Below are 26,709 nucleotides of genomic sequence, written 5' to 3'. Positions count from 1 at the left end.
TCAGCGCCCGACGGCATAGGCTTGCATGAGGCGCGGGGTTGCGGCGGCCTTGAGCAAACCGTTTTCCATCCGCTCGGCGGCGGTGAGGCGCCCCACGGTCCATTCATCGACGGCCTCGACATCATGGCCGCGCCGCTTCAGTTCCTCAATGACCGGCTCACCGATGTTCTTCTCGATGACGAGCCGCTTCAGGATCGCCTCACGCGGGTAGAAGGACGAGGGGAAATGCATGGTGTGGAACAGCGGCAGGTCGATGCTCTCTTGCAAATTGAGGCCGTGATGGACATGGCGCAGGAACAGGAGCATCTGCCATTGATCCTGCTGGTCGCCGCCCGGCGTGCCGAAGACCATGCGCGGCTTGCCGTGGAGAAGCGCGAGCGAGGGCGTCAGCGTCGTGCGCGGGCGCTTGCGTGGGGCAAGGCTCGCCGGCAAACCCTCCTCTAGCCAGAACATCTGCGCCCGCGTGTTGAGGCAGAAACCCAGTTCCGGGATGATCGGCGAGGATTGCAGCCAGCCGCCGGAGGGCGTAGCCGAAACCATATTGCCGAAACGGTCGATGACGTCGATATGCACCGTGTCGCCGCGCTTTTCAGTGCGCAAATGCGCCATGGTCGGCTCGCCCGCGCCGAGACCTTCCTGCTTATGCGCACCCGCATAGCGGAATTGGCTGATGGCCCGCTCGCGCTGCGCTTCATAGCCGGGAACCAGACCGGGATCGAGAATTGGCGATGCGGTGGAGCCGATAAGCTTGCGGCGCTCCGCGTTGTAGCCTTCGGAAAGCAGGTGCTCCATTGGCACGGTTACGAAATCGGGATCGCCGTAATAGACTTCACGATCCGCGAAGGCGAGCTTCATCGCCTCGATGGTGGTGTGGATGAAATCCGGCCCGACCGTATCCATGGCTGCAAGATCGAAGCCCTTCAAAAGCGCCAGCGTTTGCAGGAAGGCGGGTCCCTGTCCCCATGGGCCGGTCTTGGCGACGGTCCAGCCGTGATAATCATAGGTCAGCGGCGTTTCATAGGTGGCGCTCCAGCGCGCCATGTCGTCGGCGGTCAACAGCCCCTTGTGCCGTTCGCCGCTGGTGTCCATCGCCTCGGTCTCCCGGCAGAAACGGTCGATCGCCTCAGCCACAAAGCCGCGATAGAACATATCCCGCGCGCGGTCGATCTTCGTCTCGCGTGAGCCGGTGGCGGCCTCCGCTTCATCGACGATGCGCTGATAGGTATCGGCAAGCGCTTCATTGACGAACAGATCGTGGGCCTCAGGCAGATTGCCCCCGCGTGCCCATAGGGCATAGGAGGTCGGCCATTCCTTCTCGAAGAAAGCCGCCTGATCGCGGATGGTGTTGGCGACGCGCGGCAACAGCGGGTGGCCGTGGCGCGCATAGGAAATGGCGGGCTCCAGTACATCGCGTAAAGCAAGCGTGCCATGATCGCGCAGCATCAGCATCCATGCGTCAAACGCTCCGGGAACGACCGTCGCCAGCAGGCCGGAGCCGGGGACGAGATCGAGCCCTTCGCTTTTATAGCGCTCGATGGTCGCCGCATCCGGTGTCACGCCCTGGCCGCAGAGCACTTCCGTTTTGCCCGTGCGGGCGGAGTGGAAAATGATTGGCACTTCCCCCGATGGCCCGACCAGATGCGGCTCCACCACCTGCAAAACGAAGCCCGCGGCGACGGCGGCGTCGAAGGCGTTGCCGCCGCGCTCCAGCATCGCCATGCCGGTAGAGGAGGCAAGCCAGTGCGTGGAGGTGACGACGCCGAAAGTGCCCTTGATTTCGGGGCGGGTGGTGAACATGCTCATGATAATCTCCAATATCAGTTCTCACGCGGATCGATGGCGTCGCGCAGGCCATCGCCCAGAAGATTGAACCCCAGAACCACCAGAAAGATTGCGGCGCCCGGCCAGACGGACATCCAGGGGGCCTGGGAAATGAAATTCTTCGCCGTGTTCAGCATTGAGCCCCAGGAGGGGTTAGGTGGCTGCTGGCCAAGGCCGAGAAAGGAAAGGCTCGCCTCCGCGATGATGGCGGCGGCGATAGTGAGCGTCGCCTGCACGATGATCGGCGAGAGCGCATTGGGCAGGATATAGCGCCAGATGATGCGCGGATGGCGCAGCCCCACCACCTTGGCCCCCTCCACATATTCTTCCGCCCGAACCGTCATGACCTGACTGCGCGCGAGCCGGGCGAAGATCGGCGCGGCGGAAAGGCCGATGGCGATCATCGCGTTGATGAGGCTGGGGCCGAGAAAGGCGGCAAGCGCGATGGCGAGGATGAGGAAGGGAATAGCGAGCGCCGCATCGACGAGGCGCGAGATGGAACTATCGAGCCAGCCGCCGAAATAGCCGGCGATTATGCCGAAGGGGACGCCGACGATGACCGCGATGAGAACGGAAACACCGCCCGCCAGCAAGGATGTTCGCGCACCATAGGCCATGCGCGCGAAAAGATCACGCCCAAGCTCGTCGGTTCCGAGCCAATGCGCAAGCGATGGCGGTTTGCGTAAGGCGGTGAAGCTGGTCTTGAACGGATCTTCGGTGGCGATGAGCGGGGCGAAAATCGCCAGAAGAACGAAGAAGCCGACCAGAACGGCGCCGAATACGGCGGCGCGGTTGCGCCTGAACTTGCGCCAGGCCCGGTTGCCCCACCATCCGCGGCTTGGAGCAATGCTGATTGCGTCGGTCATGATGCATCCCTCAGGCGCGGGTTGACGAGGATGTAGAGAATATCGGCAAGGAGGTTCATCAGAATGAACCCTATCGCCGTGCAGAGAACCACACCTTGCACCACCGCGTAATCGCGGGTGAAAACCGCATCGACGATGAGCTTGCCGAAGCCGGGGATCGTAAAAATCTGTTCCGTCAGCACCGCCCCGGCGAGCAGTTCCCCAAAGAGCAGCGTGGCGAGCGTGATGATCGGAGTGAGCGCATTGCGCAAACCGTGCCGCAGGATGACGGTCCGCTCATCAAGCCCCTTGGCGCGTGCGGTGCGCACATAATCGGACCGCAGCACACCCAGCATAGCCGAGCGCGTATGGCGCATCAGTACGCCCGCAAGCCCGGTGCCGAGCACGAAGGCGGGCATAATCATGGTGCGGATGTTCTGGGCAGGGTCTTCGAAGAGTGGCGTATAGCCGGACGAGGGCAGCAACTGCCATTTCACCGAGACGATGAGAATGAGCAGGATGCCGAGCCAGAAATTGGGAATGGAGAGCCCGGATAGCGCCGCGACATTGATGGTGTAATCGGTGAGCGTCCCCTTGCGCACCGCCGAGACGATCCCCGCCGGAACGCCGATCAGGAGGGCGACGACCATGGCGAAGGCGGCAAGCTGGATCGTGACCGGCAGCTTCTGGGCGATGAGTTCGAGGACCGGCTTTTCGGTGCGAATGGACAGGCCGAAATCGCCCGACACGATCTGCTTCAGCCACACGAAATACTGCACCGGAACGGGATCGTTCAGCCGGTATTTCTCTTGCAGATAGGCAATCGTCTGCGGGTCGCGGTCTTCGCCCGCCATGGCAAGGATCGGGTCGCCCGGCAGCAGTTTCTGCATACCGAACACCAGCACCGAAACCAGAAAGAGCGTAGGCAATACGACGACGCAGCGCCGAATGATCAGTTCGAGCATGGAACTGGAATCCTTATTGAGGCGGTAGCCGGAGGCGGCGAGGGGGGCCCACCGCCTCCGCTCTTCGCGCCGGTCAGTTGGCGATGGACACGCCTTTGAGGCGCACCATTCCATCCGGATAGGCGACGAAGCCCTTCAAATCCGCGCGCGCGGCGAATGGCCAAGGCTGGTAGTAAAGGTAGACGATCGGCAAATCCTCCTGGAGGATGGCCTGCGCCTCGTCATAGATAGCCTTGCGCTGCGCCGGATCGGTGGTTTCACGGGCCTTGTTCAGCAGCGCGTCCACCTTTTCATTGCAATAGCCCGCGTCGTTGAGATTGCCTTTGCAGGTGTCGAACTGGTGGATATTGCCATCGGGATCGGCGCGGCCGGACCAGCCGCTCTGACCCACTTCATAGGTCTTTTCCTTGAGCGCGCTTTGCAGGGCGGCGAATTCGGTCGGGCGCAGCGAGATGTCGAAGCCGGCTTCGCCCGCCATCGCCTGAATGAGTTCGTAGACCTGCTGCGATGTGGAATTGTTGCCGTAGGAAATCTCGAATTTCACGCGTTCCAGCCCGGCTTCCTTGAGCAGCGCCTTTGCCTTTTCCACGTCGCGTGTCACCGTCTCGAATTTCTTATCATAGGCGAAGCTGGAAGGCGGGAAGGGCTGGTGGGCCGGCTGGAAAATGCCTTGTCCCACCACTTCGTTGATGGCGTTGCGGTCGATGGAAAGCTCGAACGCCCGACGCACGCGCTTGTCGTGACCGATGGGGAAACTGTCCTTGTCCCCCTTGGTCATATTGAAGGTTAGCGCCTGATAGCCCGTTCCCGTCACCGGATAAAAGGCCAGCTTGCTGTCATTCTTCACCGCCTCGATATCGGCGGAGGCGACGCGTTCGATCAGGTCGAGCGAGCCGGATTGCAGATTGGCGAGCCGCACGGTGGTGTCCGAAATAGGCAGAAACGTCACCTTGTCGAAATGGTAATTGGCCGCATCCCAGTAATCGTTGAATTTTTCGAGGACGATGCGGTCGTTCTGGACGCGGCTGACGAATTTATAGGGGCCGGAACAGACCGGATTCTGGCCGAAATCGCCATTGGTGAACGCCTTGGGCGACATGATCATGCCGGCCCGGTCGGCAAGCTGCGACAGAAGCGAGGCGTCGGGCTTGGCAAGATGGATTTCAAGATTGGTGTCGTCCACCACCTTGATGGTATCGATCGACGCCACCTCGCTCTTGCGCAGGGATTCCGGCAGGGTCTTCGCCCGCTCGAGATTGGCTTTCACATCGGCGGCGGTGATTTTCGCGCCGTCATGGAATTTGCCGTTGCCGCGCAGCTTGACACTCAGCACCTTGCCATCGTCGGACCATTTCCAGCTTTCCGCAAGCTGCGGCTGGATTTCCAGCTTCTCGTTGATGTCGAACAGCTTGTCGCAAAGCGAGGTGAAGACGATGCGCCCCACGAAGGTGCGCGCCCGGTGCGGGTCGAGGACGTCGGCATCGTCCTGAAGGCCGATCCGCAAATCCGCCGCCATGGCCGGAACGGCCATGCCGGCGCTTAAAGCCGCAACGGCGCAGATGGCGCCGGCATCGGTCAGAAATTTCGAAATCCGCTTCATCTTTTCCCCTTCTGGTTTTCTTGAGGCATGCTTTGTTTTTCACTTCTCTGCGGAAGTGTTGGTTCTGGCGACGCCGCCGATTTCTGCGATGACCGCATCGCGTAAAGACGTCACATGCGCGCGCATGGCGGCTTCGGCATCGAGCGGATGAAAGCGGCGGATCGCGTCAAGAATGGCCGCGTGCTGCTCAACCGACAGCGCGTTGCGCCCATTCGAGCGCACCCGGGCGCGGAACTGGCGCCATGATGCGCTTTGGCGAATACCGTTGATCATCTCCATGATGGCGATGAAAAGCTGGTTGCCGGAGGCGACCGCGATTTTGGCATGGAACGCCGAATCCCAGCGCTCCCACGAGACGGCATCGGTGGATTGCTCGGCTTTCAGCGCCAGCCGTTCCAGCTGCTGGATCAGGGCAGGGGTGGCGCGCGCGGCGGCCATGCGCGCCAGCGCGGGCTCTATTTCAATGCGAACATCCATGATCTCCAGCGGATTCGTATGCGCCGCAAGGCGTTTCGCCGGCATTCCCGGAAAAGCGGGCTGGCCGCCAAAGGTGCCGTGCCCCTGCTTGCGCCAGATCAGGCCCTCTTCTTCCAGAATATCGAGCGCGGAGCGAACCGTCCGCCGTCCAACACCCAGGAGCTCAACCAATTGCCGCTCGGGCGGTAGACGAATGCTCGCCTCGTTCGAAGGGCTTTCCAGCATCGAACGCAATTTTTCCAATGCGGCGCCGATCTCATCGCCGCTGTCCACGGATGACGAATAATGAACCATGTGAATTATTGGTTCATACCCGATCCAGCCGGATTGCCATCCCGCTGCATAGAGTTCTCCCGGCTCTCAAGCCTTATCTTTTTGTTCCCGAGGGCCATAGTAATCGGCACTTTTGTTTTGTTTCAAGCGGAAATTTTGGAATAATTGTGAACCAATCACATAATGGTTCCAGTTGCGGCGCGTATGACAGCATCCGGCAGCATGCACGCCGCCTCGATGGAGGCGGCGTTCCGGATCAATATAGCAAAGGATTATCTCTCCACAGGCCGCAGGGCGAAAGCGCAGACGGCTGAAAAGACCGCCATCGCCGCCATGTAGAGCGCGATCAGCGTGGTGCTGCCGGGATATTCGGCAAGCAGGGTCGTCGCGATGAGGGGAGATAGGCCGCCGCCAAGGATCGGCCCGATCTGCTGCACCAGCGAGAGGCCGCTATAACGGATGCGTGCCGGGAAGAGTTCGGAGAAGAAAGCGCCTTGCGCTCCGAATACAGAACCGTGGCCGATGGCGAGGCCCAGTGCGATGGCGAGCCAGATCATGCCGGCATTGCCGCTGTCGAGCATGGCGAAAAAGACGAGAGCGAGCGCCGCCTGAAACAGAAGCCCTCCTATATAGACCGAGCGGCGGCCGAACCGGTCCGAGAGCGTTCCGAATATTGGCAATGTCAGGCATTCGAGCAGACAGCCGGCAAGCACGCCATTGAGGATCGTCTCGCGCGGCAGGCCGAGCACATTGACGCAATAAGCGATCACGAACACTGCATAGATATTGAAGAGGCCGCTTTCGGCGATCTTGGCGCCGATGCCGAGGATGATATTGTAGCGATGGTCGCGCACCGCTTCGACCACGGGCATGCTGGCGGTCTTGCCTTCGTCCAGCACACGCTTGAAGGCGGGCGTCTCGGAGATCTGGAAGCGGATGAAGAGTCCCACCGCTACCAGCACGATGCTGAACAGGAAGGGCAGCCGCCATCCCCATGAAAGGAAGCTTTCTTCGCTCATCTGCGCGGAGAGAAACCCAAGCAGCGCAATCGGGATCAGGAAGCCCGCCGGAACCCCGATATGCACCAGCGAGCTGAAGAAGCCGCGGCGTTCCGGCGGGGCGTGCTCCACGGTCATCACCATGCCGCCGCCATATTCGCCGCCGATGCCGATGCCCTGCGCGAGACGCAGCAGAAGCAGCGTGATGGGCGCCCATATGCCGATGGTTTCATAGGATGGAACGAGGCCGATCAGGAACGTGCCCACGCCCATGATGATCATCGTCAGGAGAAGCGCCGTCTTGCGGCCGATCCGGTCGCCGAAATGGCCGAAGAGGATGCCGCCGAGCGGCCGCGCGCAATAGCCGACGAAGAAGGTCGCGAACGCCGCCAGTGTTCCCACGAGCGGATCGTCGCTGGGAAAGAAGATCTTATTGAACACCAGCGCGGTGGCGGTCGCATAGAGCGTGAAATCGTAATATTCAATGGTGTTGCCGATCGCGCTCGCCAGCGCGACCCTGCGCATATCCTTGGCTTTGGTCGCTTCTGTATGTGCCGGCGCGTGTTGCGCCTCCAGCACTTTTCCCTGAACGGACATTCTTGTTCCTCCCATGTTGGTTAAACCGGTGGCGTCGCCCGAAGACGACGCCGTAAGCCGGATCAGGCTTCTTCGAACTTCAGGACATTCGCGAGTTCGCGCTTGATATTCTCGAGCTGCTGCGGCGTCGTCGCGGGCATCGGCATGCGCGGCAGGCCCGCTTCGGTGCCCTGCAGCGTGATCACCGTCTTGATGTTGGCTGGCAGATTGTCCGCATAGATCGTGTTCCAGAAACGCAGGAGCGCCTCATGGATCTCGCGGGCTTTCGCGTGATCGCCGCGCTGAACGGCATTCCACAGGGCGATGCAGACGCCGGGAACGGCGGCGGGATTGGCCGCGATGGTGCCGTGGCAACCGAGCACGAACGACGGATAGAGCAGGGCGTCCACCGCGGTGTAGATCCTGCAGCCTTCGGGAATGCCCAGCATCAAATCCGCCATCAGCTTCAGGTCGCCGGCGCTCTGCTTGACGCCTTGCACACCCGGCAGTTCCTTCATCAGGCGGATCAGCAGGGCGGGGCTCAAGTAGTTCCAGGGCACGACGTTATAGATGATGACCGGCACGTCGGTCGCCTCGGTCAGCGTCTTGAAATGTTCGAAGGTGGCGTCGTCGTCAGGCTTGAAGACATAATGGACCGGCGTTACCTGCAGGCCCTGCACGGAAAGATGCGAGATCGCCTTGGCGCGCCGCACCGCTTCGCGAGTCGAGTTGGCGATAATACCGGCAAGAACCGGGATCCTTCCGTTCACCTCCTCGACGGTGATTTCCATCAGACGCGTAAATTCCTCGGCCGTCAGGGTATGCCCCTCGCCGGAGCTGCCGCCTACGCAGACGCCGTGGACTTTTTTTTCCAGATTAAACCGCACGATGTTGCGAAATGCGGTTTCGTCGATTTCTCCATCCTTGGTGAAGGGCGTAACGATGGGAGGGATGATGCCCGTGACGTGATCGAGATTCATTCTTCGATTTCCTGTTCTATGGCCGTTGGCCGGTTTCATCAGGGCGCGCGAAAGGGTTCGCTCCGAAGGACGCGCCGTGAAATCTAGAAATGTGAAAGCGTTCGCTGCCGCTGAGCTTAAAGAGCTTCGGCCAGCGCCTTCATCCAGATGGCGACCGCCGCCGCGCCGCCATCGGGAACGCCCAGCGCCCGCTCGCCGAGATAGCTTGCGCGCCCGAGCTTGGGCGTCATCGCCGCCGTCGATTGCGCGCCTTCTTCCGCCGCCTGAGCGGCAGCGCGCCAGGCTTCCTTGAGGGTCTCGCCTTCGCCCAAGCGAAGTTTTTCCAGCGCCGGATGCAGCGCGTCGAGCATGGTGCGGTCACCCGGCCTGGCTCCGCCGATTTCGCTGATCGCGTTTATAGCGACGGCGAGCGCATCACGGAAATCCTCCGGTGCAAACCGGCCATTTTCGGCTAGATGCCGCCCGACGCGCGTCAGGCCGATGGCGTAGAACGGGCCGGAGCTTCCGGCTATAGCGCGGCGCAGTGTGTTGCCGATGGCGACCAGCGCATTTGCGGGATTGGCCCAAGCCTCGTCAGGAAGCGCCCGGATCGCCTCAGCGCCGCGAACCATGCTTGCGCCGAGATCTCCGTCACCCGCTTTGCTGTCGAGATCCGTCAGATGGGCTTCTGCTGCTTCAAGCGCATCCGCGACGGCAAGCCCGATAGTGCGCAAGCGGGAAGCATCAAACGTTCCCGCTTCGCCTATGATTGCGTCCTCTGGCGCTCCAGCCGGGGTTTGCACCAATCGCGGCGCATCCGGCACCCGCCCGCCGCGCGGCCAGGCAGCGGCTTCAGTGGCTAAATCGAGAAACTCCGCGTCGCCGTCCTTCATGTCGAGCAGGGAGATGGAACAGCCGGGCATTTCTATCGCGGTCAGGAAATTACCCGTCCAGGCGCGCTCCACCCTTACGCCCCGCTCTCGAAGTGTTGCCAGCGCACGGCGCGTGACGATGGCAAGCTCCATCGGCGGGGTCGCTCCGAGGCCGTTGACAAGAAGCGCGACGCGGTTGCCCGCTTTCAGACCCATGTCGCCCGCGATCTGATCGATCAAGCGATCGGTGAGCGCATCGGCGGTCATCAGGCCGGCGCGCTCGACGCCTTTTTCACCATGAATGCCGAGACCCAGCTCGATTTCCTCCTCGCCCAGCGTAAAGCCCGGCTTGCCTGCGGCGGGCACGGTACACGATCCGAGCGCTACACCCATGGTTCCGATACGTGCTGCGGCGGAGCGCGCGATTGCGGCCACTTCTTCCAATGACTTGCCCTGGGTGGCGGCCGCGCCTGCAATCTTGTGCACCAGCACCGTTCCGGCAATGCCGCGCCGGCGCTCGCGCGCCACGATTCCGGCAAGCGCCACGTCGTCGGCCACGACCACCACTTCGGTCAGGATGCCCTCTATGGCGGCGAGTTCTGCGGCGAGGCCGAAATTCAGCCGATCACCCGTATAGTTCTTGACGATAAGCACCGCGCCAGCTGGCCCGGCGCTGGCGCGGATCGCGGCAAGAACGGCATCGACGCTGGGCGATGTAAACACTTCTCCCGTTACGGCTGCGGTCAACATGCCGGGGCCAACATAACCGGCATGGGCAGGCTCATGTCCGGCGCCGCCACCGGAAATGAGCGCAACCGGCCTTTCCGCGGGAACCGGCAGGTCAGCGCGTACCACCACATTCTCCGTGTCGAGCAAGGCCAGGCCCGGCGCGATGGCGACGATGCCCTCAAGCATTTCACGGACGACACCGGACGGCTTGTTGATGAGCTTCTTCAAAAGTTCCTCCCGAAGTGCTTCTCATATTCCATTATGTGGAATATATGCCTTATATACGATGCAGTTAAGCCGCATTGCGGATATGAGTCAATCAGAAAGTCGAATAATTTCGAATATACGTTGATCGTATTCCGCATTGCGGAACAAAAGGAAAATTCAGGCAAGAAATGAAAAAAGAAGCGCGATCCAACGAGATGGATGATCTCGAAGCTGCCAGCGACACTCGGGACGGCGGCGCGAAGTCGTTGCGCAAGATGGCGCTTGTCCTCGACAGTTTCTCGCGCGCCAAGCCAAGCATGACGATTGCGGAATTGTCGGCTGCCAGCGGCCTTCCCAAGGCGACGGTGCACCGGATCGTGGTTTCGCTTCGCGATGTCGGCATGCTGGACCAGGATGGGAGACGGCAGGGCTATCGCCTTGGGCTTAAAATGTTCCACTATGGCAGCAGCGTGATGGCCAGTCTCGATACACCGACGCGCGCCCATCCGCATATTGCCAGGCTGCAGCAACTGACCGGCGAGGTCATCCATTTCCATATCTTCGACGGCAGCCAGATGGTCTGTGTCGAGCGTGAGGAAATGAGCGCGTCGAGCCTCACCACCGTACAGGCCGCTCCGACTTATTGCACGAGCGTCGGCAAGGCATTTTTAGCCTTCCAGAATGAGGAGTTGATCCGGAAAATTGCGGGGGAGGGGCTTCGCGCCTATACGGCCAATACGATCACCGATCTGGACAGTCTCACCGCCGAACTGGAAAAGGTCAGAGCGCAAGGCTTCGCCGTCGACAACGAGGAAATCGAGATAGGCCTTCGCTGTATCGGCGCGCCGGTGCGCGATTCCTCCGGCCGGGTCTTTGCCGCGGTCAGTGTGTCGGGACCTGCCGAGCGCATGCCGGACGGGCGGTTGATGGGCCTTGCTCCGGCCGTGATCCAGACAGCCAATGATATCTCCGCTGCGCTTGCTGAATAAGCCAGCTACCGCCTGTATGGTCGCTTCATAGGGATTTGCACCACGAAACGGCCGACTGGCTCCAGATATTAGGCGACAATACCAATAGGTTGGTTCCAAAGAGTGCAGTTTCGCCATCCGTTGCTTTCGCCATTGCTTTGTAAACAAACAGCTTTTCCAGAAATCTATAAGAGATGTGTGTTGCAGTTTTGAAATCAACACCGTTTGTAGCGCGGCATTTGCGCAGAGATTACAACACACGAGGCCCCGTAGCGCTCATATTTTTCCTTTTGTTGCTTCGTAGGGCGATTCGGATCGCGATCGTGCGCAGGGACGGGCCGGCGCGCTTCCAAATTGCGCTGTAGTCGGCCCGTCCCTGCGCACGGCACCAGAAGCAGCGCGGCGTTTAAGATCAAAGCAAAAAAAATGAGGATAGCGCAGGAATCTGCAGTGTAAGGCATTCGAAAATGCACGCTGCGCGTGCGTAGAAAGCGGAGCGCACCCGGATGCCCACCTTGTCGCTATCGTGTTGGCTGGCGAGAGTCAGTAGCTACGCCACACGTATCATTTCGAAACGGAAAGCGCTTCCTAATCGCATTTCGACGAAGGATAGCATTTTACTACAATGTAAGATCATCCAGGAATTCTGATCCCGGAGCTACTCCTGAAACAAATAGCCGCTCTCTTGCGCGCGTTGCCGCCACGTAAAGAAGTTGCCGTTCCGTGCTAATCACTTCATCGAGCTCGAACTCGTCGGCAACCTCGTTGACGCGGGCGCTGAGCGGCAGCACGCCTTCGTCGCAGGCGATGACGAGGACGGCGCGGAATTCGAGGCCCTTGGCGAGGTGCATCGTCCCGATCAGCACCGCATCCTCGTCCATGCGTTTCTTGGCCGTCTGAACCGCGTGAACTCCGGCGCGCTCCGCCACCTTCAGGGCCCGGTGCACCTCGGCAAAAGACCGGTAGAAGATGCCAATCTCGCGCGGAGCGAGGCCATCGTCGAGCAAGCTCCGCAGGAAGGCGGCGGCTGCGGCGATTTCGTCGCTCTCCGTCTCGGCCACAAGGATCGTGGGCTCCAGCCCCTCGAACACCGAAATCGTGCCCCTGCGTTCGTCCTCCTCGCCATCCACGTCGCGCACATTCGCCGGAATGAGCTTGTCGGCCATCCGTCGGATCTGGTGAGAGGTGCGGTAATTGACCTTCAACGTGAAGGACCGGCCGCGAATGTCGATGCCAAGCCCTTTCCAAGAAAACGGCTGCTGGAAAATGCGCTGGCCGATATCGCCGGCGAAGAACAACGCGTTCGGGCCGTCCGGTACGATAGCGCTGAGGAAACGCAGTTCCGCCACGCCCAGGTCCTGCGCCTCATCGACGACGACATGGGTATAGGGTTTTGCCTCCTGCCCGGCGTAATGGGCCGTGACGGCGCTGAAAAGATCGGCCGAAGTGAGCAGCGCTTCTGCCCGCAATCTTTCCCGAACAGTGGAGAACACGGACCACAGCTCCTCCCGCTGCCGCGCGCCTAGGCGGTTCTTGCGCCCCATGCGCGGCACGGCGGCATAGGCCTCGGCGCTGCCGACCTGCCATGCATCGATGACATGCTCCCACTCGGAATTCAGGAACTGGGGCGAAAAGCGCGTCAGTCCGGCGGACTTGGCCGCCGTTTTGATCGTCTCGCGAAGCTTCTGCTCGCTGACGAGATAGGCTTGCCGCCCGTGAATGCGCGTGTAAAGCTCCTCCGCCGCCTCACGGAAGGATAAAACTGTCACGCGCTCGAAATGCGGTGATAACTCGCCCAGGAGAATGCCGAGCTTGCTGCGGAGCGCCAGCGCAAGCGGTTCCGAGAAGGTCGTCAGCAGCACACGCGCCGAAGGCTGCTTTTTGACGATGTGCTTGACGCGATGTAGCGCCACGACGGTTTTGCCGGTGCCCGCCGAGCCGATCACCCGGGCGGGACCGGTGTAATCCCGCTCGACCAGTTTTCTTTGCGAGGGATGCAGGAACACCGCCCATTTTTCGAAGGGCTGGTCGAGCGCGGCCGCCAGTTCCTCATGCCCTTCGAGGACGCGGAAGCGCCGCTGTGCGTCAGGATGCTGTATTGCAGCCGCCGTTTCGACAACCGGCTGCGGCAGCACGCCCGTGGCGGCATATTCCAGCAGCCGCTCCGCGGCCTCCTGCGGCAGATGGCCGGCGAGCATGAAGAAACTTTCCTCATCCGCATTCGCCACATCCGCGAGCCAGTCCTCCGGCACGCCGAGATAGAGCAGATTCTCGGTGGAAAGGGCCGCAAAAAGCTTGACCTTCTGACGGTAAGGCTGGTCATGCAGAAACGGCTCTTCCTTTGGCGCAAACCAGCCGACCGCGAATTCCTCCACCCGCTCGCGCACCTCGACTGTCTGCAGCGCACCGGTTTTTGGATGCGCCTCGATCCGCCGCCGCTCCGCCCATTTATAGGCGTCGTCGTGATGATCCACATAGGCCAGCATCACGCTGTCGCCGGTCTTGTGAATAATGATCCTGATATCGGCATTCACCCGCACCGACCAGAAATTCGGATCCCTGGACGCTTCGATCCGGTGCATCTTCAGCCCCGGCCGCTCCGGATCGGTCTGCAGATCGAACGCCGTCAGCTTCACCTGCTTCTGCTCGTCATTGGTGAGCCGGGCGAGGGATGCGGTGAAGGTATCGGCGAGGATGGTGGGCATCAGATATCCTCGTGCCTACATTCGATCCCAAATACTTTGGGGCTGTTCCGGTACTGTTTCACAGCTTGGTCTGTACTGACCAGCCAGACTTCCGAAGGTGGGTTTGCAGGGACGTCAGTTCCGTTGTGGATATACCTTGCAGATTGTGTAAGAATTGATGCTTGCTCCGGATCAAGCAAACTCAATTCCCGCCGCAGGCCCAACATCCCTCGGATCACAGCCTTTTCGAGCGAGACAACCGCTTTACATTCAACCGCTAAGGCGACCTGGTCATGGCGGGGACGGACGTTGTCTAATCCATAGACATACACGCCAACATCGATCTCGTGATGGTGGCTTAAATCAGCTGAAAAAGAACCGGAATGAGATATCTTAGAACTGCCTAACGTTTGAAATTCAACATCAACGTAAATATCAAAGACGGGCTTATTGCCTGGTATTGAGACTTCGAAATGAGGATCGCTTGAGCGTAGATATCCTCCCTTTGTCTTGAACTTCATAATTCTGTTTGGATTGGAGAAATCAATTTTATAGCCAAGGGTTTGCAAGTATTCCACCACCTTGGTCAGAACATAAAGCTCATACACCTTACCTTGTACATGGCTGCTTTTTCCGGTCGGGATGACGGAATGGGAAATCCGATATTTATCGAATAAGGATTTAATAGAAGCCTCTGCATCGGCTCTGTTCATCTCAAGGCTCCATGGAAGGCGTAGGATCAAAACCCGGATCTCTTAATGCGCTAATTAGCCGACTAAGTTCATCGCGCAATTCACCACCGCTTGGAAGTTCAGTTAGATAAAGAGGGCGCCCTCTATTCACCTCTGGAAATTGGATAACAGCGTCTTCGGGTCCGTTTTCCACATGACGCTGAAGCACGCGAAGCGATACGTTAACAGCCTCGCTGCTCGTCCACTTCAGATGAAAATCAAACGCCTCAAGCAGACCGATGAGATGCTCGCGTGCTGGTGGCATCCGAAATTCGCCTTTGAAGTCTGGATCTGGAGTCCAGAAGTTGCGATCTTCGACCAGATCGGACAGACCAAGCTCCAGCATTTGCCCTTTAACGAGGGCTATCAATTCCCGATAATCTTCCTCTTCCATCTCACACCCCAAACACCTTCAGCACTTCGTCTCCGAAATGGTTGATCACCTTCACCGCGATCCGCCCTGTGGCGGGGCGGGGGAAGGGGCGGGAAATGTCGGAATAGAGCGTCTCCCACGCCTCCGGATCGATCTCCGCCTTCAGCGCCGTCTTCAGCGATTTGTAAGGATCGTTCGCGCCGAGGAAATAGGCGTGGCGGACGAAGAAGCTCTCCTCGTCATAATCCGTGTCGATGAACCAGGCGGCGATGCCCTTGGCGTCGTCGGAGCGGATTTCCCCCGTGGAGGGATCGAAGACATCTACCCCGTGCACCTTTACCCTTATATCGCCGTCCGGCTCCCGGATGATCTCGACATCCGGCTCGCCGAAGACGACGAAGAGATTGCCCTTGCCGGTGTTCTTCAGGTCCTCGGCCATGTGAAGGTCCGGGTTCATCCGCGCCTTGAGGATGGCGAGCGGCCCAAGGCGGTTCAGGTCCGCCGTTTGCGCGTCGAAATTGAAGGCGCAGGCGATCAGCACGTCGAAGCGGGCATCCGACGCCTCACGCGCGGCGGCGGTGATCTGGCTGCGGGTCAGCGTGCCGAACTCCGGGCCGATCAGGATCGCCGCCCGCTTTTCCACCTGCCCGCCATCGCTGAAGCGGGCTTCCGCCGCGATGAAATTGCCCGGCCAGGGCTCGATGGAGTTGAAACGGATAGTGTCGCGCTTTTCTTGGCTGTGCACGCCGGCGGTGCGCAAATGCGATAGCACCATCGCGCCGAAATCCGCTTCCGGCATATTGGCGGGATGCGAGGTGCGGGAGGTGATTGCTCCGACCGCGTCGAGCTCCTCGCCCAGCGTATCCTCTCGCGCCGCGACGACGCGGTGCGGCGACAGGCTTTCCACGGTGAAGGGCCCGGCGACGCGCACCCGCGTCTTGTCCTCATAGGGCCGGTCGTAGAGCAGTTCTACATCCGCCGCGCGGGCGATGGAAGCGTCGATCTCCTTCTGCCGCGCAATGCGGGCTTCCCACCAGCCAGCATGGAGTTTGCGAGCGCTGTCCGTTATGAGATGCGCCTTGGCCTGACCGTCCTTCGTCTCCGCCCAGGCGTCGAGGTCACGCGGGATTTCCCATTCCTCGAATGACATGGAGAGCGCCTCGTTAAGCTGCGTCCGCAGCGGCTCCAGCACCGCCTGCCATTTTTCCCAGATGTCATCGATTTGAGAATTGTCGGCTATTGCTTTGAGGGCAATTTTCCGCGCACGATCGTAGACGAAACCTTGGCGAATATCGCCCGTGACGGGCGTATCTGCAAAAATCTTGCCAGAAACCTCTTGCTCCTTCACTCTCCCCTCCCGGCTATCGGCGAGAAGATAGTAGGGATAGCGCGCGCTCATCAGCCGTGTGCGTGCCAAGGCAAGCGCCACGCGGGAAGTGTCGATGGTGATCCATCGCCGACCCCATTGCTCCGCGACATAGGCCGTTGAACCCGATCCACACGTGGGATCGAGCACTAGATCGCCTGGATCGGAGGCCATCAATATGCAGCGCTCAATAACTTTTGTTGTTGTTTGGACCACATACACCCGCGGATCAGATCGGCTTTGAATACCCATAGTATCTGACCAAATGTTAGTAATACCAAACGCCGGATTATCATCAATAAAACGCATAACCCGAATGTTATTGCCCTCAACCCTCAACCTGCCTGATTTTGCGAGCCGAGGCATACCTCTCATAGACACGTTCCAATGACGGCGAGCTCCAGGAATGTATTTTTTTCCCTGAAATTCAAACGGCACGGAAGTATCCGGGCGAAATTCTTGGGACGTTAAGTCTCCAGTTGTGAATATACGAGCGTTTGCGGGCACATCCGCTATATCGTCGAATCGTCCCACATTTAAATCCTGCGTAAGGTATGAATTATATCGACTTGCCCCAACTTCTCCGGCGTTCTTTAGAGTGAGAAGTTGACGATATTTTAATTTACCCTTGGATTTTGCGAACCACAGGACGTGATCAAAAACAGACGATAAATAGGAACTCGTTTGCTGGATCGTTGTTGTAAATGCAATCTGAGCAACAAAATTCTCCTCCCCAAACACCTCATCCATCACCGCCCGCACTCGGTGCACGTTCTCGTCCCCTATCTGCACGAAGATCGAGCCGCTCTCGATGAGAAGTTCCCGCGCCACCATAAGCCGGTCGCGCAAATAGGTGAGGTAGGAGTGGATGCCGTCCTTCCAGGTATCGCGAAAAGCCTTCACCTGTTCCGGCTCGCGCGAGACATCCTCCTTCTTGCCGTCCTTCACGTCCCGGCTCAGGGTCGAAACCTGCCAGTTGGAGTTGAATTTGATGCCGTAGGGAGGGTCGAAATAGATGCATTGCACGGCCCCACGCATTTCCTCGCGCTCGGCGAGGCTCGCCATCACCTGCAGGCTGTCGCCGAGGATCATGCGGTTCTGCCAGTGCTTGGTGTGCTGGTAGAACTCCGCCCGCGCTTCCGGATCGTCTATGCCGTTGAAATCGGCGAAGAGGTCGGGCGCATCGGTCGTCTCGCGCCGCTGGGTCTTCGTCCGGCGTTTTAGATCGTCGACGATGGCCTTCGGATGCACCTTTTCCTGGATATAGAGCGGCGGCGCGTTGACGACGAGGTCGGACCAGTCCTGCCGGTCTTTGCCGCGCCAGACGAGCTGGGCGTCGCCGATCTCGACCTCGCCCGTCTCGGTAAGCTTCCGCCGCTGCTCGGGCGTGAGCCGGATTTTCACCCCGTTCCAGACGATCTGCGGATCGCGGTCCATGTCCCGCTCCCGCGTCTCGCCTTTTGCGAGCGGCCGGGCGCGGTGAATGCGCATGTCCCGCTCGACGCCGCCCAGCAACTCCTCCTGCTGCTCATAGAGCGACGCCATCTCGGCCGTCGGATTGTTCAGCCGCACCGCCCGGTCATGGGTGAGCGTGGAGACGTCTTTTTCGCGGGGAGTCTTGGCCATGGGTTATTCCGGATTGGTGAGTGTGTGTCGGTTAGGCGCCTTCCTTCCCCCTTGCGGGGAAGGTGCCCGCGTTAGCGGGCGGATGGGGGTGGTGACGAATGCGCTTTTGCTGGAGACAATGGCGCAAACGTCACCACCCCCACCCGCCCCTTCGGGCCACCCTCCCCGCAAGGGGGAGGGAGGGCGCTTCTTCTGGATGCCTCGTACCTGCATACCCATCACACCCCCTCCCGCACCCGCGCGCCCAGATCCTCCACCAGCTTCCCATACTCCGCCTCCATCGCAAATGGACTGCGGAATTCCCTGAAAGCCCAGCGGCCGTAGGTCTGGAGCGCGTTGACGCCGGGGACCCAGAGGTTCTCCATCGTCTCGGCCTTGATCTGCGCGTCGAGCCCGCGGAAGCCTTTCACCTCAACGATCAGGTTCAGAGGATCGTCCGCCCCATGGCCGTCGTCCATCTGGATGATGAAATCAGGGATATAACGGCGCGGCACGCTGCCGACGCGGTAGGGCACCTCGAAACCCAGCCCCTGGTTCTTCACATAGGCGATGGTGGCCGGGTGCGCCTCGACCACGCGGGCGAACTCAGCCTCCCAGTCGCTATCGCAGACGACATGGTTCACTTGGGAAAGCCGCGTGCGCCAGAGATTCTGCTTGGTCGTGATGAAGGAGACGAAATCGGTATAGCCATGCGGGTTGTAGGGATCGAGCATCGCCTTGGTGATGCCCGTCCCTTCCTCGCCCGCGCTTTTCACGATCGCCTGGTAGACGAGCTCGCACGCCTTCTCCGCCAGTTCGGCATAGGTCAGCATGCCGGCCTTGGTGCCGCCCTCCAGCTTGAGACACGAATTGACCCAGCGCCGGGTGATCGGCTGGAGCTGGTTGTAGAGATAATAAGGAACGTCCTGGTCCGGCTCGCGGAAATAAAGCTCGATCAGCTTTTTCGTCAGATGGATCGCGACGGTGTTCGGCCGCATCCCGTCGAGGCTTTCGGGCGAGATGTCGTGACCTTCGCCCACCAGGCCTTCGAGACGGACGGTGCAGGGGCCGACCAGTTCCGGCGTCAGCGTCAGGACCGAATCGGGCGAGAAGCTGGCCGAGAAATTTTCCGAGGGCAGTTCGGTGCGGTAGCCGGCGACGCGTGGAAAGCGGATCGACAGGCTGGACCTTTCCTTCAACGCATGGACCCGCGTTGTCGGCTTTGGCGGATGGCGCACCACATCCTGCGGCTCGGTGGCGAAATCGAAGGGAATGCCGAGAATATCGGCATATTCGGTGTTGAAGAGGCCCTTGTCGTTCAGTTCGTAGGACTGGCGGCGAAGACCGCGGCCAATCACCTGCTCGCACAGAAGCTGCGTGCCGAAGGCGCGGACACCGAGAATGTGGGTAACCGTGTTGGCGTCCCAACCCTCCGTCAGCATCGAGACGGAGACGACGCAGCGAATCTGCTCGCCGAGCCGCCCCTTCTGGCCGACCGTGTTCATCACCTCGCGAAGCAATTCCGCTTCGGTGAGTTTTTCAGCTTCCGCCGCGCCGTCCCGCGCGGCCTTTTCGCGTTTGAACTGTTCGATTTCGGCCTTGGCCATCTCTCGGAAGCCGGGATCGAGCGCCTCGCCGGATTCCAGCTGCTGGCTGTCGATCAGCAGCGTGTTCATGCGGGGCAGGGGGTTATGGTACTCATCGAAATTGCTGAAGAGCTTAAGATGGCCGCGATGCTTCGTGACGGGGCCGCCTTCCTCCTCGCGCTGCCAGCCGGAAATCCATTCATAGACGAGCTTCGAGCTTGCGGTGTTGTTGCACACGACTATGAAGACCGGCGGAACGCCGATCCCCGCCTTTTCCCAGGCTTCGTATTCTTTCTCATAGTGAGAATAGAGCGAATAGAGCGCCGTCTGCAGCGGCGCGGGCATGCTGAGCGGGTCGAGATTGCGCGCCTTGGCGGCGCCCTTTTTCGGCATCTGCTTGCCGATATGGTCCCACAGATTGCGGTAGACGGGCGTGGCGGAATGGACCGAATTGTCGGAGACCGGAACGCGCGGCAGTTTCACGATGCCGCATTCGATGGCGTCGACGAGCGAGAAATCCGACACGACCCAGGGAAAGAGCGTGCCTTCCTCGTAACCGGAGCCATAGAGGAAGAAGGGCGTCGCCGACAGATCATAGACGGCGCGCACGCCGACTTTACGTTTCAAGGCCTCGATGCCTGAAATCCACAGACGTGCAGTCTCGTTGTTCTCCTTCGCCTCGTCCTTTGCGTCGCCCTTCAGGTCCTCATCTGAATGCGGTCGCTCCCGATAGCAATGGTGCGCCTCGTCATTGATGACGACGATATTCTTGAGTTGGAGCAGGTCGCCGCAGGCACGCTGCAGCATCTGCCCTTCGGTTTCCAGCTCCTCGATATCCTCGTTCTTCCAGCCCTTCATCAGCCTGAGGCCGACGGCATTCAGCTCATGTGCCTTGCGGCGCTGGAAAACATGGTAATTGGCGATCTCGATCTTCGCCTTGCCCAGATCCGCCATCATGTCCTGCGGGACGAGCTCGCGCGTGCGGTAATAGCTGTCCGGATCGGAGGGGCGCAGCACCCTGAGGCGGTCCTTGATCGTGATCCCCGGCGCGACGATGAGGAAGCCGCGCGAGAAGAGGCTCGAGTTCGGCTGCCTTGCCGCGTTGATCGCCTGCCAGGCGATGAGCATCGCCATGACGGTGGTCTTGCCGGCGCCGGTGGCGAGCTTCAGCGCGATGCGGAACAGCTCCGGATTGGCGTCGCGGTTGGCCTCCTCCAGATGGCGAAAGATATGCGCATATTGCTTGCGGTTGCGGGCGACCTCGGCAAGCCAGATCGCGGTCTCCGCCGCCTCCACCTGGCAGAAGAAGGGGCGGGGGCCGGAGAAATGGTCGCTGCGCCAGTGCTGGAGAAGGCGCTGGGTAACCGGTGTCACGCCCCAGTCGTTCGGATTGGGAATCTTCCGCCAACTTTCGACATGGCCACGGATTTCATTGATCAATTTGGAGAGATTATACCGCGCCGCGCCGCCATCTTGGCTGTCGAGATCGAGGCTCGCCTGCTTTTTTGGGTCCTGTTTGGAGCGCCGGCTTTTGGGAACAGGCGCGATATATTCGGATCGCCGCCGTCCTTCAATCGGCGGCAAGTCCAGAGGCTCGCCGCTCGCCGACAAGGCGTGATGGCGCGTCGGCGCCGCATATGGCGAATTCAATATCGGCTCGGCATAGAATGGCTTGGTCATGCAGTCCCCCGGAATCGGGTCTCTTTATGCCCCTGAACGTCCCGCCGGTTCAACTCCTGATATCGCCTATTGGAGGCGTTCTGTCGAAATCGCTAACGGACGGGACACCTTGCCGCAACGGCTATTTGCCCTGACCCATATTTCCTCGGCCGACAACAAGCTAGCGGGATGATTTTTGGATAAGATCACAAGCGAGCCATTGTGCGTCCGCTGGCCACGCCTCGGTTGATTTGCCTTGGTACCGCGCGGCGTCGAGCATCGCGTCGATGAGCTTGAATATGCAACGAGTATAAGCTCGGCACCGCCAAGTATCGCGTCTGGAGAGAAGGGGAGCACCGTTCGACAGCATTCACTTTATATTCTGTCGTTTTGCGCGTCCGCTAATCGGGTATTTGGCTCGGAGATGAAACCGAGAGCAGATGTTCGTTTTCGGATTTGTCGACGTGCAGGAGTACGCAAAGTCGTCGCAGAAAACCTGCGTATTCGCCGGAAAACATCGCTCAGCCTCAGGTTCAACTCCGGCGCGACTAAGTAGCAACCAGTTCGGCGATTTTGTCCGCGACTTCTGCCATCGACTCCTCGGCAGTGCTCAGGCCGGCTCGGGAGGCTAGCAGAAGGCTGACCTGCTCAAGCTCTTCATAGGTCGTTCCGTGAACAACTGGGACGAGCCGCTCACGTCTGAGGAGCGCCGAAAGCTCTTTGTCTGCGACGCCTTCCGCCGGGAGGCGTCGCAACATGGCAGGGGTCACCAACACGATACCGACGCGCGAATTCACTAAGCCCTTGTCGATCGCCCGCATCATCGGCACTCCGAGACCAAGGTCCTTCTCGCTGAACCACACGCGGACCCCGCGCGCTTCGAGCAGATCATGCAATTCTTTGGCAGAGCCTTGTCTGTCATCCCATGCGTGACAGAGAAACACGTCGCGAAGGTCAGGCTGCGAGGCCGCCAGGTTCTCCACATTTTCTCGAACCGGAGTGAGCGCCCGCACTTGTTCAGGCGTGTACCACACAGCCGATCCTGCTCCCGACCAGCGCGGCTTTGCGGTACGGCGCCCCGACCCGCCGCCGCTCCTCCCTGAGGAGGAGTATGAAGGGGACGAGTATGATAAATGGCTGCCGTAGCCGCCGCCGTACCCTCCGTAACCGCTGAAGCGGTTATAGCGGCTCCCACATGCAGGACAGTCGGCTGCAGCCGCCGATGAGCGATGACCCCTTACTGGTGCAGTGCATCTAGCCATGTATTTTCCTCCTTTACCACTTCCCCGACTCGCTGATCTATTGGTATGATTTGTGGTTCATTCAAATTGACTGGTAAATTGCGTCGCGCACGTCGAAGACGAGCAATGTCTCACGTCTCACGCCTTCAATATCTCGGACAGACGGATGGCACATATGATGTTTAAATCCACATCCGACCCTGTAGCGGCCAATCTTGGAAACGCTGGCCACTGTCTCGGTCCCAACCGATGTTTTTCCTCGTAGGTAACCGTTTCGCTTCTCTCCTATAGAGACCGCTAAATGCGCGGCGTGATGCGTGCTGCAGTGCGAATGTCCGCGATCTGCGTACCTATCGCTTGAAGGCTCTGGCGCATATCGTTGAAGACCGGTTTCTCTGCGTTAGGGTCACTGATGGTCAGGATCGCCGTGAAAGGTACGCCTTCGTCGGGCATGACCTCACCGGTTCGTGTTAAATATTCAATGAACAGGCGCCAATTGGAGGACGATCCAACACCACGTGGGAACGTCTTTCCAAAAACTTTGACTGGGCTCCATTTCAGATCATGTTCGATGCGCTCAGCTTCTACGGCGTGTGCTCCTCGGGATGACGGCAGATAGAGAGGATCAAGCTTACCTCTCCAGCCGCCATCCTGCTCCTGTTGAAGCACCGCGTCGATGTTGACCCTCACAAACTCTGACCCGAATCTCGCATCTAAAGGCGGCGTGGCAACCAAGGTGAGCTTAGCCCGCCCTTTACATTTTCCACCAGGACCAACAAGCGACGCCGGCCAGGGAAATCTAAAATTAATCTGCTGGCCATGCCGAATACGGGATGCAAACACCAGTGTAATTGAATGATCGCCCGTCTCCAAAATTCGCTCTGCGGCGGGCGGCATCCCGAAGCCGACCAAATGGCGGGCCACGGCATTCAACTCCTTGGAGCGTAGCGGCTCAGGTATCGCCGCATGGTGGACCAGCAATCCAATCAATGTCTCTCGCGAAACTTCACCTTCTATTGCATGATCGAGGGCCGCTGCGGTTTTCGCCACCAACGGCGCGGCGTAACTGGTTCCACAACCATCGGCGACGGTGCCATCTGGTAAAATGGAGAATAGGCCATGTCCAAGTGTCGGATGGAGAGTGCCCGCGCCACCGACGTGAGCGAGATCGGGCTTGATGCCAGAGCGAAGACCCGGTCCTCTTCGACTGAAGCGCGTGGGAGCAAATGGAAGACAGCCCGCGTGGTCTGGCGGATTAAGAGCCGCAACGGCGACGTTCCGAGCGCTTTCGGCTGGCGTCAGAAGTCCGTCATTACGAGCCAACGCCAAGTTGGCCAGGGCGACAGCATCGTCGGTCGGCCACTCCGCTCGGAGATCCTGCGGCTTTATGTTGCCCGCTGATACGAACACCACAGCGTTGTTTTCTTCGGCGACGCGATCCAATCGAACGGCATGCGGACTATATCTATCGGGCGCGGCGGGCTGAAGAATGTTCAGGCTCATGTTAAACACACGCACGCCATGTCGTGCGCGAGCATCCGCGACCGCCGCATCCATTTCGTCGAAGAAATGTGGAAGGCCGCCCGAATAATAAGAGGCGAATGCACCCGCCTTTCCCTCGTTAGGAAAAATCGCAAGATCGACAAGTTCCGCGCCATCGGCCTCCGGACACACGGCAGTTCCATTGAGGGTGGAACCTGCTACTGCAAGACCACCGATAAACGTGCCGTGAGAGGTGTCCATGTCTTGTTCTGAAAGGACATCCCATCGATCAATCACCCAGTCCGCTAAGGCTGGACTCAAACCACCATCGATAATCCCCAGTCGCGGATGAGAACGCCGACTGTCGCGGACTGGTAACATGGCACTGTCGGGACGTAAACGAGTGGAGGTCGCAGGCCGGGCCGAACGCACAACGATGCCTGGAAGTTCAACGCGCTTCACTAGCGGATGCTTATCGAGAAAATCCAGCAACCTACTGTGCCGCTGGATATCTGGATCGAAGGAAGCCAGTTCGCGTCGCTCTTTAATCGGCGTACCGGTCAGACGCAGAACTGCACCGTTGCCAGATTGATCCAGCCGTACAGCCAGCATTGGCAGATCGTCTCGCCCAATGAGGAGACGCTCAACCGACATGCTGTAACCAAGGTAGTTAAAACCGTTAACGAAGGAATCGACGAGACGGCGATGGGAATCGTCCAGCCGGTCCCATTCAGAGCGCGGTGGCACCATGTCGAACAACTCAATTTCATACCCGCTGCCAGTCATGGGGTTTGAAAGCCAAGTGACGGCCTCCTCGACGGAAAACCGGCGTTTATCGGATGCCCCATAGAGTTCGATTCGATCTATGGCACCAGCTTCGCTCTTCTGAATGGAAGGATTGGGAACTTCCCTCCTCTTATTTTCCTCGAACTTCATGCGAGTGATCGTCTCCGCCTTCGCGATCTCCGCCTTCACTTTTGCAAGTGTGGATGGACGTCCTTCAACGATCATGACGCCAAGATCGCCCGCGCCAACAAGCGGTGTACGATCCTTGCGGAATAGCGCCCCCACAGGACGATGACTTTTGGCCCAAGCCTCCCGTTTCAAGATGACTTTTACATAGCCGATGGGGCCTTGCGGCTGCGCAGAAAGGACATCAGATATTGTATCGAGCTGGTTCATGAGCGCGGCTTTGTGCGTGCCAAAATCACGGTCGCGGTGAGCAAAGAAGTCCTTGCGCCCACCGCCACCCCCTGCCTCGCGCGCTTCCTCAAAGTTTTCCGGGTTGAGGACAATTTGAATGGGACTAGCCATACGTCACCTCGCCATCGCCAGATTTGCCAGCCTGACGACCAAGCCATCTGCTGATAGTGGATTTATCCTTGCCTGCGATATCGCCAATATCGCCCATAGAAAACGCCAGCGCAGGGTCATCATGCATCGCCCGAAAAAGGTTCGCCGGTTCACCAAACAAGAGTGCACGACGCTCACTTTGAACGCGAGCTGCGTTGAGCGTTGCAAACTGCCGGAGCGTATCGAGTAGACCGCGACGATCCTCTTCTCGGACGGTGGTTGCCTTTTTATAAGTGCGAACAAGCGCTTCGATTTCCGCGCCAGTCGACCCCTCGGTGAACCACGCAATCAGACGGAGATGGCTATCGGGAGCCTGGACCGGTGGCATGAAGTTCTCAGCAATAGCCTTTCTTACAGCGAAGTCCGGCCTCGGAATTTCGAGCTGTATCTCGAAACGACGCCAAACTGCTGGATCGAGAAGCTTAGGGTGGTTGGTAATGCCAATAGTGAGGCCAATGTTCTGACGTACATCCAAGTTTTGAAGTAGCGCGTTTACAACGCGCTTAATTTCGCCCACTTCTTGCGGATCGTCGCGCACCTTTGCAATCGCATCAAATTCATCAAGAAGAAGAACACAGCGATAGCGGTTAGCAAACGTAAATAGATTCCCGATATTCCGAGCTGTCGTTCCTAAGAATGAAGAAACAAGCCCGTCTAACTTAACGAGTAGCACTGGTAATTCCAACTTGTGAGCAATCCACATAGCCAAGCGTGTCTTCCCGGTTCCCGGCGCGCCGTAGATCAAGCAAGTTTTCGCTGGTGAGATATCTACTGTCGAAAGAGCTTCAAAATTTGTCCATTCGTCGATAATTGTGCTGACAGCTTGAGTGACTGTAAGATTGAACAACGGGGATACGGGGTTTATCTCAGTTGGAAAGATGATCTCCGCTAACGGTGCCGCAGTTTCCCGATCCACAGGAACGGGCGTGTTGCGACCAAGAGCCTCGCCCGGAAGAGCTGCGCGAGAACGCGCGATACGGCTGGGGGCAATCTCCTTCAGGCGCTCTGCCGCCGCCAATATCCCGGCAAGCGAAGCCGCCTGCTTCTCCTCTCCATCTTTAGTTAAAGCATCACGCAGCCGCTCAACCTGCTTACGCAGCGCCGGAGAGGGTTCGGCCATGGCTGCCCGGCAGAGGGCTTGAATGATTGAGAAGTGCTCCATGTGCGCTAAACCTACAATTTGATGCAGAATTGATGTCTTAGAAAACAGATAGCACAGCATGTGTTGCGCGTCAATTTAAATTGTTGTATAAATCAATCTGACCGGTGCGCATTGCCGACACTTGTTGCATTCGCGGTGACACCTGTTGCAAAACCGGGATGTATCAAGGCCCAGGAC

The 26,709-nt window shown here is 59.2% G+C and carries 17 protein-coding genes; 1 reads left to right on the top strand and 16 read right to left on the bottom strand.

What is annotated here, in order from left to right; all coding sequences use genetic code 11:
- From ACOWVG_RS16405 to ACOWVG_RS16370, 8 genes are all read right to left on the bottom strand, one after another.
- Positions 1 to 1,803, bottom strand: coding sequence for a gamma-glutamyltransferase family protein (locus ACOWVG_RS16405; RefSeq protein ID WP_420963393.1), 1,803 nt, complete (start codon positions 1,801 to 1,803; stop codon positions 1 to 3).
- Between the two features lie 14 nt (positions 1,804 to 1,817).
- Positions 1,818 to 2,687 carry an ABC transporter permease gene (locus tag ACOWVG_RS16400; RefSeq protein ID WP_420963392.1) on the bottom strand — a complete coding sequence of 290 codons (870 nt, stop codon included), beginning with the start codon at positions 2,685 to 2,687 and terminating at the stop codon, positions 1,818 to 1,820.
- Complete coding sequence (locus tag ACOWVG_RS16395) at positions 2,684 to 3,631, bottom strand: ABC transporter permease (RefSeq protein ID WP_420963391.1); 948 nt, start codon at positions 3,629 to 3,631, stop codon at positions 2,684 to 2,686. The genes ACOWVG_RS16400 and ACOWVG_RS16395 overlap by 4 nt, the downstream gene beginning before the upstream one ends.
- Before the next feature lie 73 nt (positions 3,632 to 3,704).
- Positions 3,705 to 5,231, bottom strand: a complete 1,527-nt coding sequence (locus tag ACOWVG_RS16390; RefSeq protein WP_420963390.1) for an ABC transporter substrate-binding protein — start codon at positions 5,229 to 5,231, stop codon at positions 3,705 to 3,707.
- Positions 5,232 to 5,270: 39 nt separating this feature from the next.
- On the bottom strand, positions 5,271 to 6,002 hold the full coding sequence (locus tag ACOWVG_RS16385) for a FadR/GntR family transcriptional regulator (protein WP_420963389.1): 732 nt from the start codon (positions 6,000 to 6,002) through the stop codon (positions 5,271 to 5,273).
- A gap of 251 nt (positions 6,003 to 6,253) precedes the next feature.
- Positions 6,254 to 7,576, bottom strand: a complete 1,323-nt coding sequence (locus tag ACOWVG_RS16380) for an MFS transporter (RefSeq protein WP_420963388.1) — start codon at positions 7,574 to 7,576, stop codon at positions 6,254 to 6,256.
- Positions 7,577 to 7,638: 62 nt separating this feature from the next.
- Positions 7,639 to 8,535, bottom strand: a complete 897-nt coding sequence (locus ACOWVG_RS16375) for a dihydrodipicolinate synthase family protein (protein ID WP_420963387.1) — start codon at positions 8,533 to 8,535, stop codon at positions 7,639 to 7,641.
- Between the two features lie 116 nt (positions 8,536 to 8,651).
- The gene (locus ACOWVG_RS16370; protein WP_420963386.1) at positions 8,652 to 10,343 is read right to left on the bottom strand and encodes a dihydroxyacetone kinase family protein; all 1,692 of its coding nucleotides are present in this window, start codon (positions 10,341 to 10,343) and stop codon (positions 8,652 to 8,654) included.
- Between the two features lie 167 nt (positions 10,344 to 10,510).
- On the opposite strand from ACOWVG_RS16370, the gene ACOWVG_RS16365 reads away from it, so the two are divergent.
- The gene (locus ACOWVG_RS16365; protein ID WP_420963385.1) at positions 10,511 to 11,311 is read left to right on the top strand and encodes an IclR family transcriptional regulator; all 801 of its coding nucleotides are present in this window, start codon (positions 10,511 to 10,513) and stop codon (positions 11,309 to 11,311) included.
- Between the two features lie 599 nt (positions 11,312 to 11,910).
- Here the strand turns inward: ACOWVG_RS16365 and ACOWVG_RS16360 are convergent.
- From ACOWVG_RS16360 to ACOWVG_RS16325, 8 genes are all read right to left on the bottom strand, one after another.
- Positions 11,911 to 13,995, bottom strand: a complete 2,085-nt coding sequence (locus ACOWVG_RS16360) for a 3'-5' exonuclease (RefSeq protein WP_420963384.1) — start codon at positions 13,993 to 13,995, stop codon at positions 11,911 to 11,913.
- Positions 13,995 to 14,687, bottom strand: coding sequence for a hypothetical protein (locus ACOWVG_RS16355; RefSeq protein ID WP_420963383.1), 693 nt, complete (start codon positions 14,685 to 14,687; stop codon positions 13,995 to 13,997). The genes ACOWVG_RS16360 and ACOWVG_RS16355 overlap by 1 nt, the downstream gene beginning before the upstream one ends.
- 1 nt (position 14,688) lies before the next feature.
- The gene (locus tag ACOWVG_RS16350; protein WP_420963382.1) at positions 14,689 to 15,099 is read right to left on the bottom strand and encodes a hypothetical protein; all 411 of its coding nucleotides are present in this window, start codon (positions 15,097 to 15,099) and stop codon (positions 14,689 to 14,691) included.
- A gap of 1 nt (position 15,100) precedes the next feature.
- On the bottom strand, positions 15,101 to 18,070 hold the full coding sequence (locus tag ACOWVG_RS16345) for a site-specific DNA-methyltransferase (protein WP_420963381.1): 2,970 nt from the start codon (positions 18,068 to 18,070) through the stop codon (positions 15,101 to 15,103).
- A gap of 218 nt (positions 18,071 to 18,288) precedes the next feature.
- Positions 18,289 to 21,315 carry a BPTD_3080 family restriction endonuclease gene (locus ACOWVG_RS16340; protein ID WP_420963380.1) on the bottom strand — a complete coding sequence of 1,009 codons (3,027 nt, stop codon included), beginning with the start codon at positions 21,313 to 21,315 and terminating at the stop codon, positions 18,289 to 18,291.
- 527 nt (positions 21,316 to 21,842) lie between these two features.
- Complete coding sequence (locus ACOWVG_RS16335) at positions 21,843 to 22,556, bottom strand: toll/interleukin-1 receptor domain-containing protein (protein ID WP_420963379.1); 714 nt, start codon at positions 22,554 to 22,556, stop codon at positions 21,843 to 21,845.
- 276 nt (positions 22,557 to 22,832) lie between these two features.
- The gene (locus ACOWVG_RS16330; RefSeq protein WP_420963378.1) at positions 22,833 to 25,331 is read right to left on the bottom strand and encodes a S8 family peptidase; all 2,499 of its coding nucleotides are present in this window, start codon (positions 25,329 to 25,331) and stop codon (positions 22,833 to 22,835) included.
- Complete coding sequence (locus ACOWVG_RS16325) at positions 25,324 to 26,532, bottom strand: AAA family ATPase (protein WP_420963444.1); 1,209 nt, start codon at positions 26,530 to 26,532, stop codon at positions 25,324 to 25,326. Before ACOWVG_RS16325 ends, ACOWVG_RS16330 begins: the two co-directional genes overlap by 8 nt.
- Positions 26,533 to 26,709 lie beyond the last annotated feature (177 nt).

Origin of the sequence: Brucella sp. IR073, from assembly GCF_049065735.1 — a bacterium.
GTDB lineage: Bacteria > Pseudomonadota > Alphaproteobacteria > Rhizobiales > Rhizobiaceae > Paramesorhizobium.
The sequence above is the reverse complement of the archived record's forward strand: the minus strand, read 5'-3'. Positions and strand labels throughout refer to the sequence as shown.

Excerpts from the sequence above, each read along its gene's own strand:
- ACOWVG_RS16355 (WP_420963383.1), bottom strand. The coding sequence starts at position 14,687 with ATGAACAGAGCCGATGCAGAGGCTTCTATTAAATCCTTATTCGATAAA.
- ACOWVG_RS16405 (WP_420963393.1), bottom strand. The coding sequence starts at position 1,803 with ATGAGCATGTTCACCACCCGCCCCGAAATCAAGGGCACTTTCGGCGTC.
- ACOWVG_RS16325 (WP_420963444.1), bottom strand. The coding sequence starts at position 26,532 with ATGGAGCACTTCTCAATCATTCAAGCCCTCTGCCGGGCAGCCATGGCC.
- ACOWVG_RS16375 (WP_420963387.1), bottom strand. The coding sequence starts at position 8,535 with ATGAATCTCGATCACGTCACGGGCATCATCCCTCCCATCGTTACGCCC.
- ACOWVG_RS16330 (WP_420963378.1), bottom strand. The coding sequence starts at position 25,331 with ATGGCTAGTCCCATTCAAATTGTCCTCAACCCGGAAAACTTTGAGGAA.
- ACOWVG_RS16385 (WP_420963389.1), bottom strand. The coding sequence starts at position 6,002 with ATGGTTCATTATTCGTCATCCGTGGACAGCGGCGATGAGATCGGCGCC.
- ACOWVG_RS16400 (WP_420963392.1), bottom strand. The coding sequence starts at position 2,687 with ATGACCGACGCAATCAGCATTGCTCCAAGCCGCGGATGGTGGGGCAAC.
- ACOWVG_RS16345 (WP_420963381.1), bottom strand. The coding sequence starts at position 18,070 with ATGGCCAAGACTCCCCGCGAAAAAGACGTCTCCACGCTCACCCATGAC.
- ACOWVG_RS16380 (WP_420963388.1), bottom strand. The coding sequence starts at position 7,576 with ATGTCCGTTCAGGGAAAAGTGCTGGAGGCGCAACACGCGCCGGCACAT.
- ACOWVG_RS16390 (WP_420963390.1), bottom strand. The coding sequence starts at position 5,231 with ATGAAGCGGATTTCGAAATTTCTGACCGATGCCGGCGCCATCTGCGCC.
- ACOWVG_RS16360 (WP_420963384.1), bottom strand. The coding sequence starts at position 13,995 with ATGCCCACCATCCTCGCCGATACCTTCACCGCATCCCTCGCCCGGCTC.
- ACOWVG_RS16335 (WP_420963379.1), bottom strand. The coding sequence starts at position 22,556 with ATGGCTAGATGCACTGCACCAGTAAGGGGTCATCGCTCATCGGCGGCT.
- ACOWVG_RS16340 (WP_420963380.1), bottom strand. The coding sequence starts at position 21,315 with ATGACCAAGCCATTCTATGCCGAGCCGATATTGAATTCGCCATATGCG.
- ACOWVG_RS16350 (WP_420963382.1), bottom strand. The coding sequence starts at position 15,099 with ATGGAAGAGGAAGATTATCGGGAATTGATAGCCCTCGTTAAAGGGCAA.
- ACOWVG_RS16395 (WP_420963391.1), bottom strand. The coding sequence starts at position 3,631 with ATGCTCGAACTGATCATTCGGCGCTGCGTCGTCGTATTGCCTACGCTC.
- ACOWVG_RS16365 (WP_420963385.1), top strand. The coding sequence starts at position 10,511 with ATGAAAAAAGAAGCGCGATCCAACGAGATGGATGATCTCGAAGCTGCC.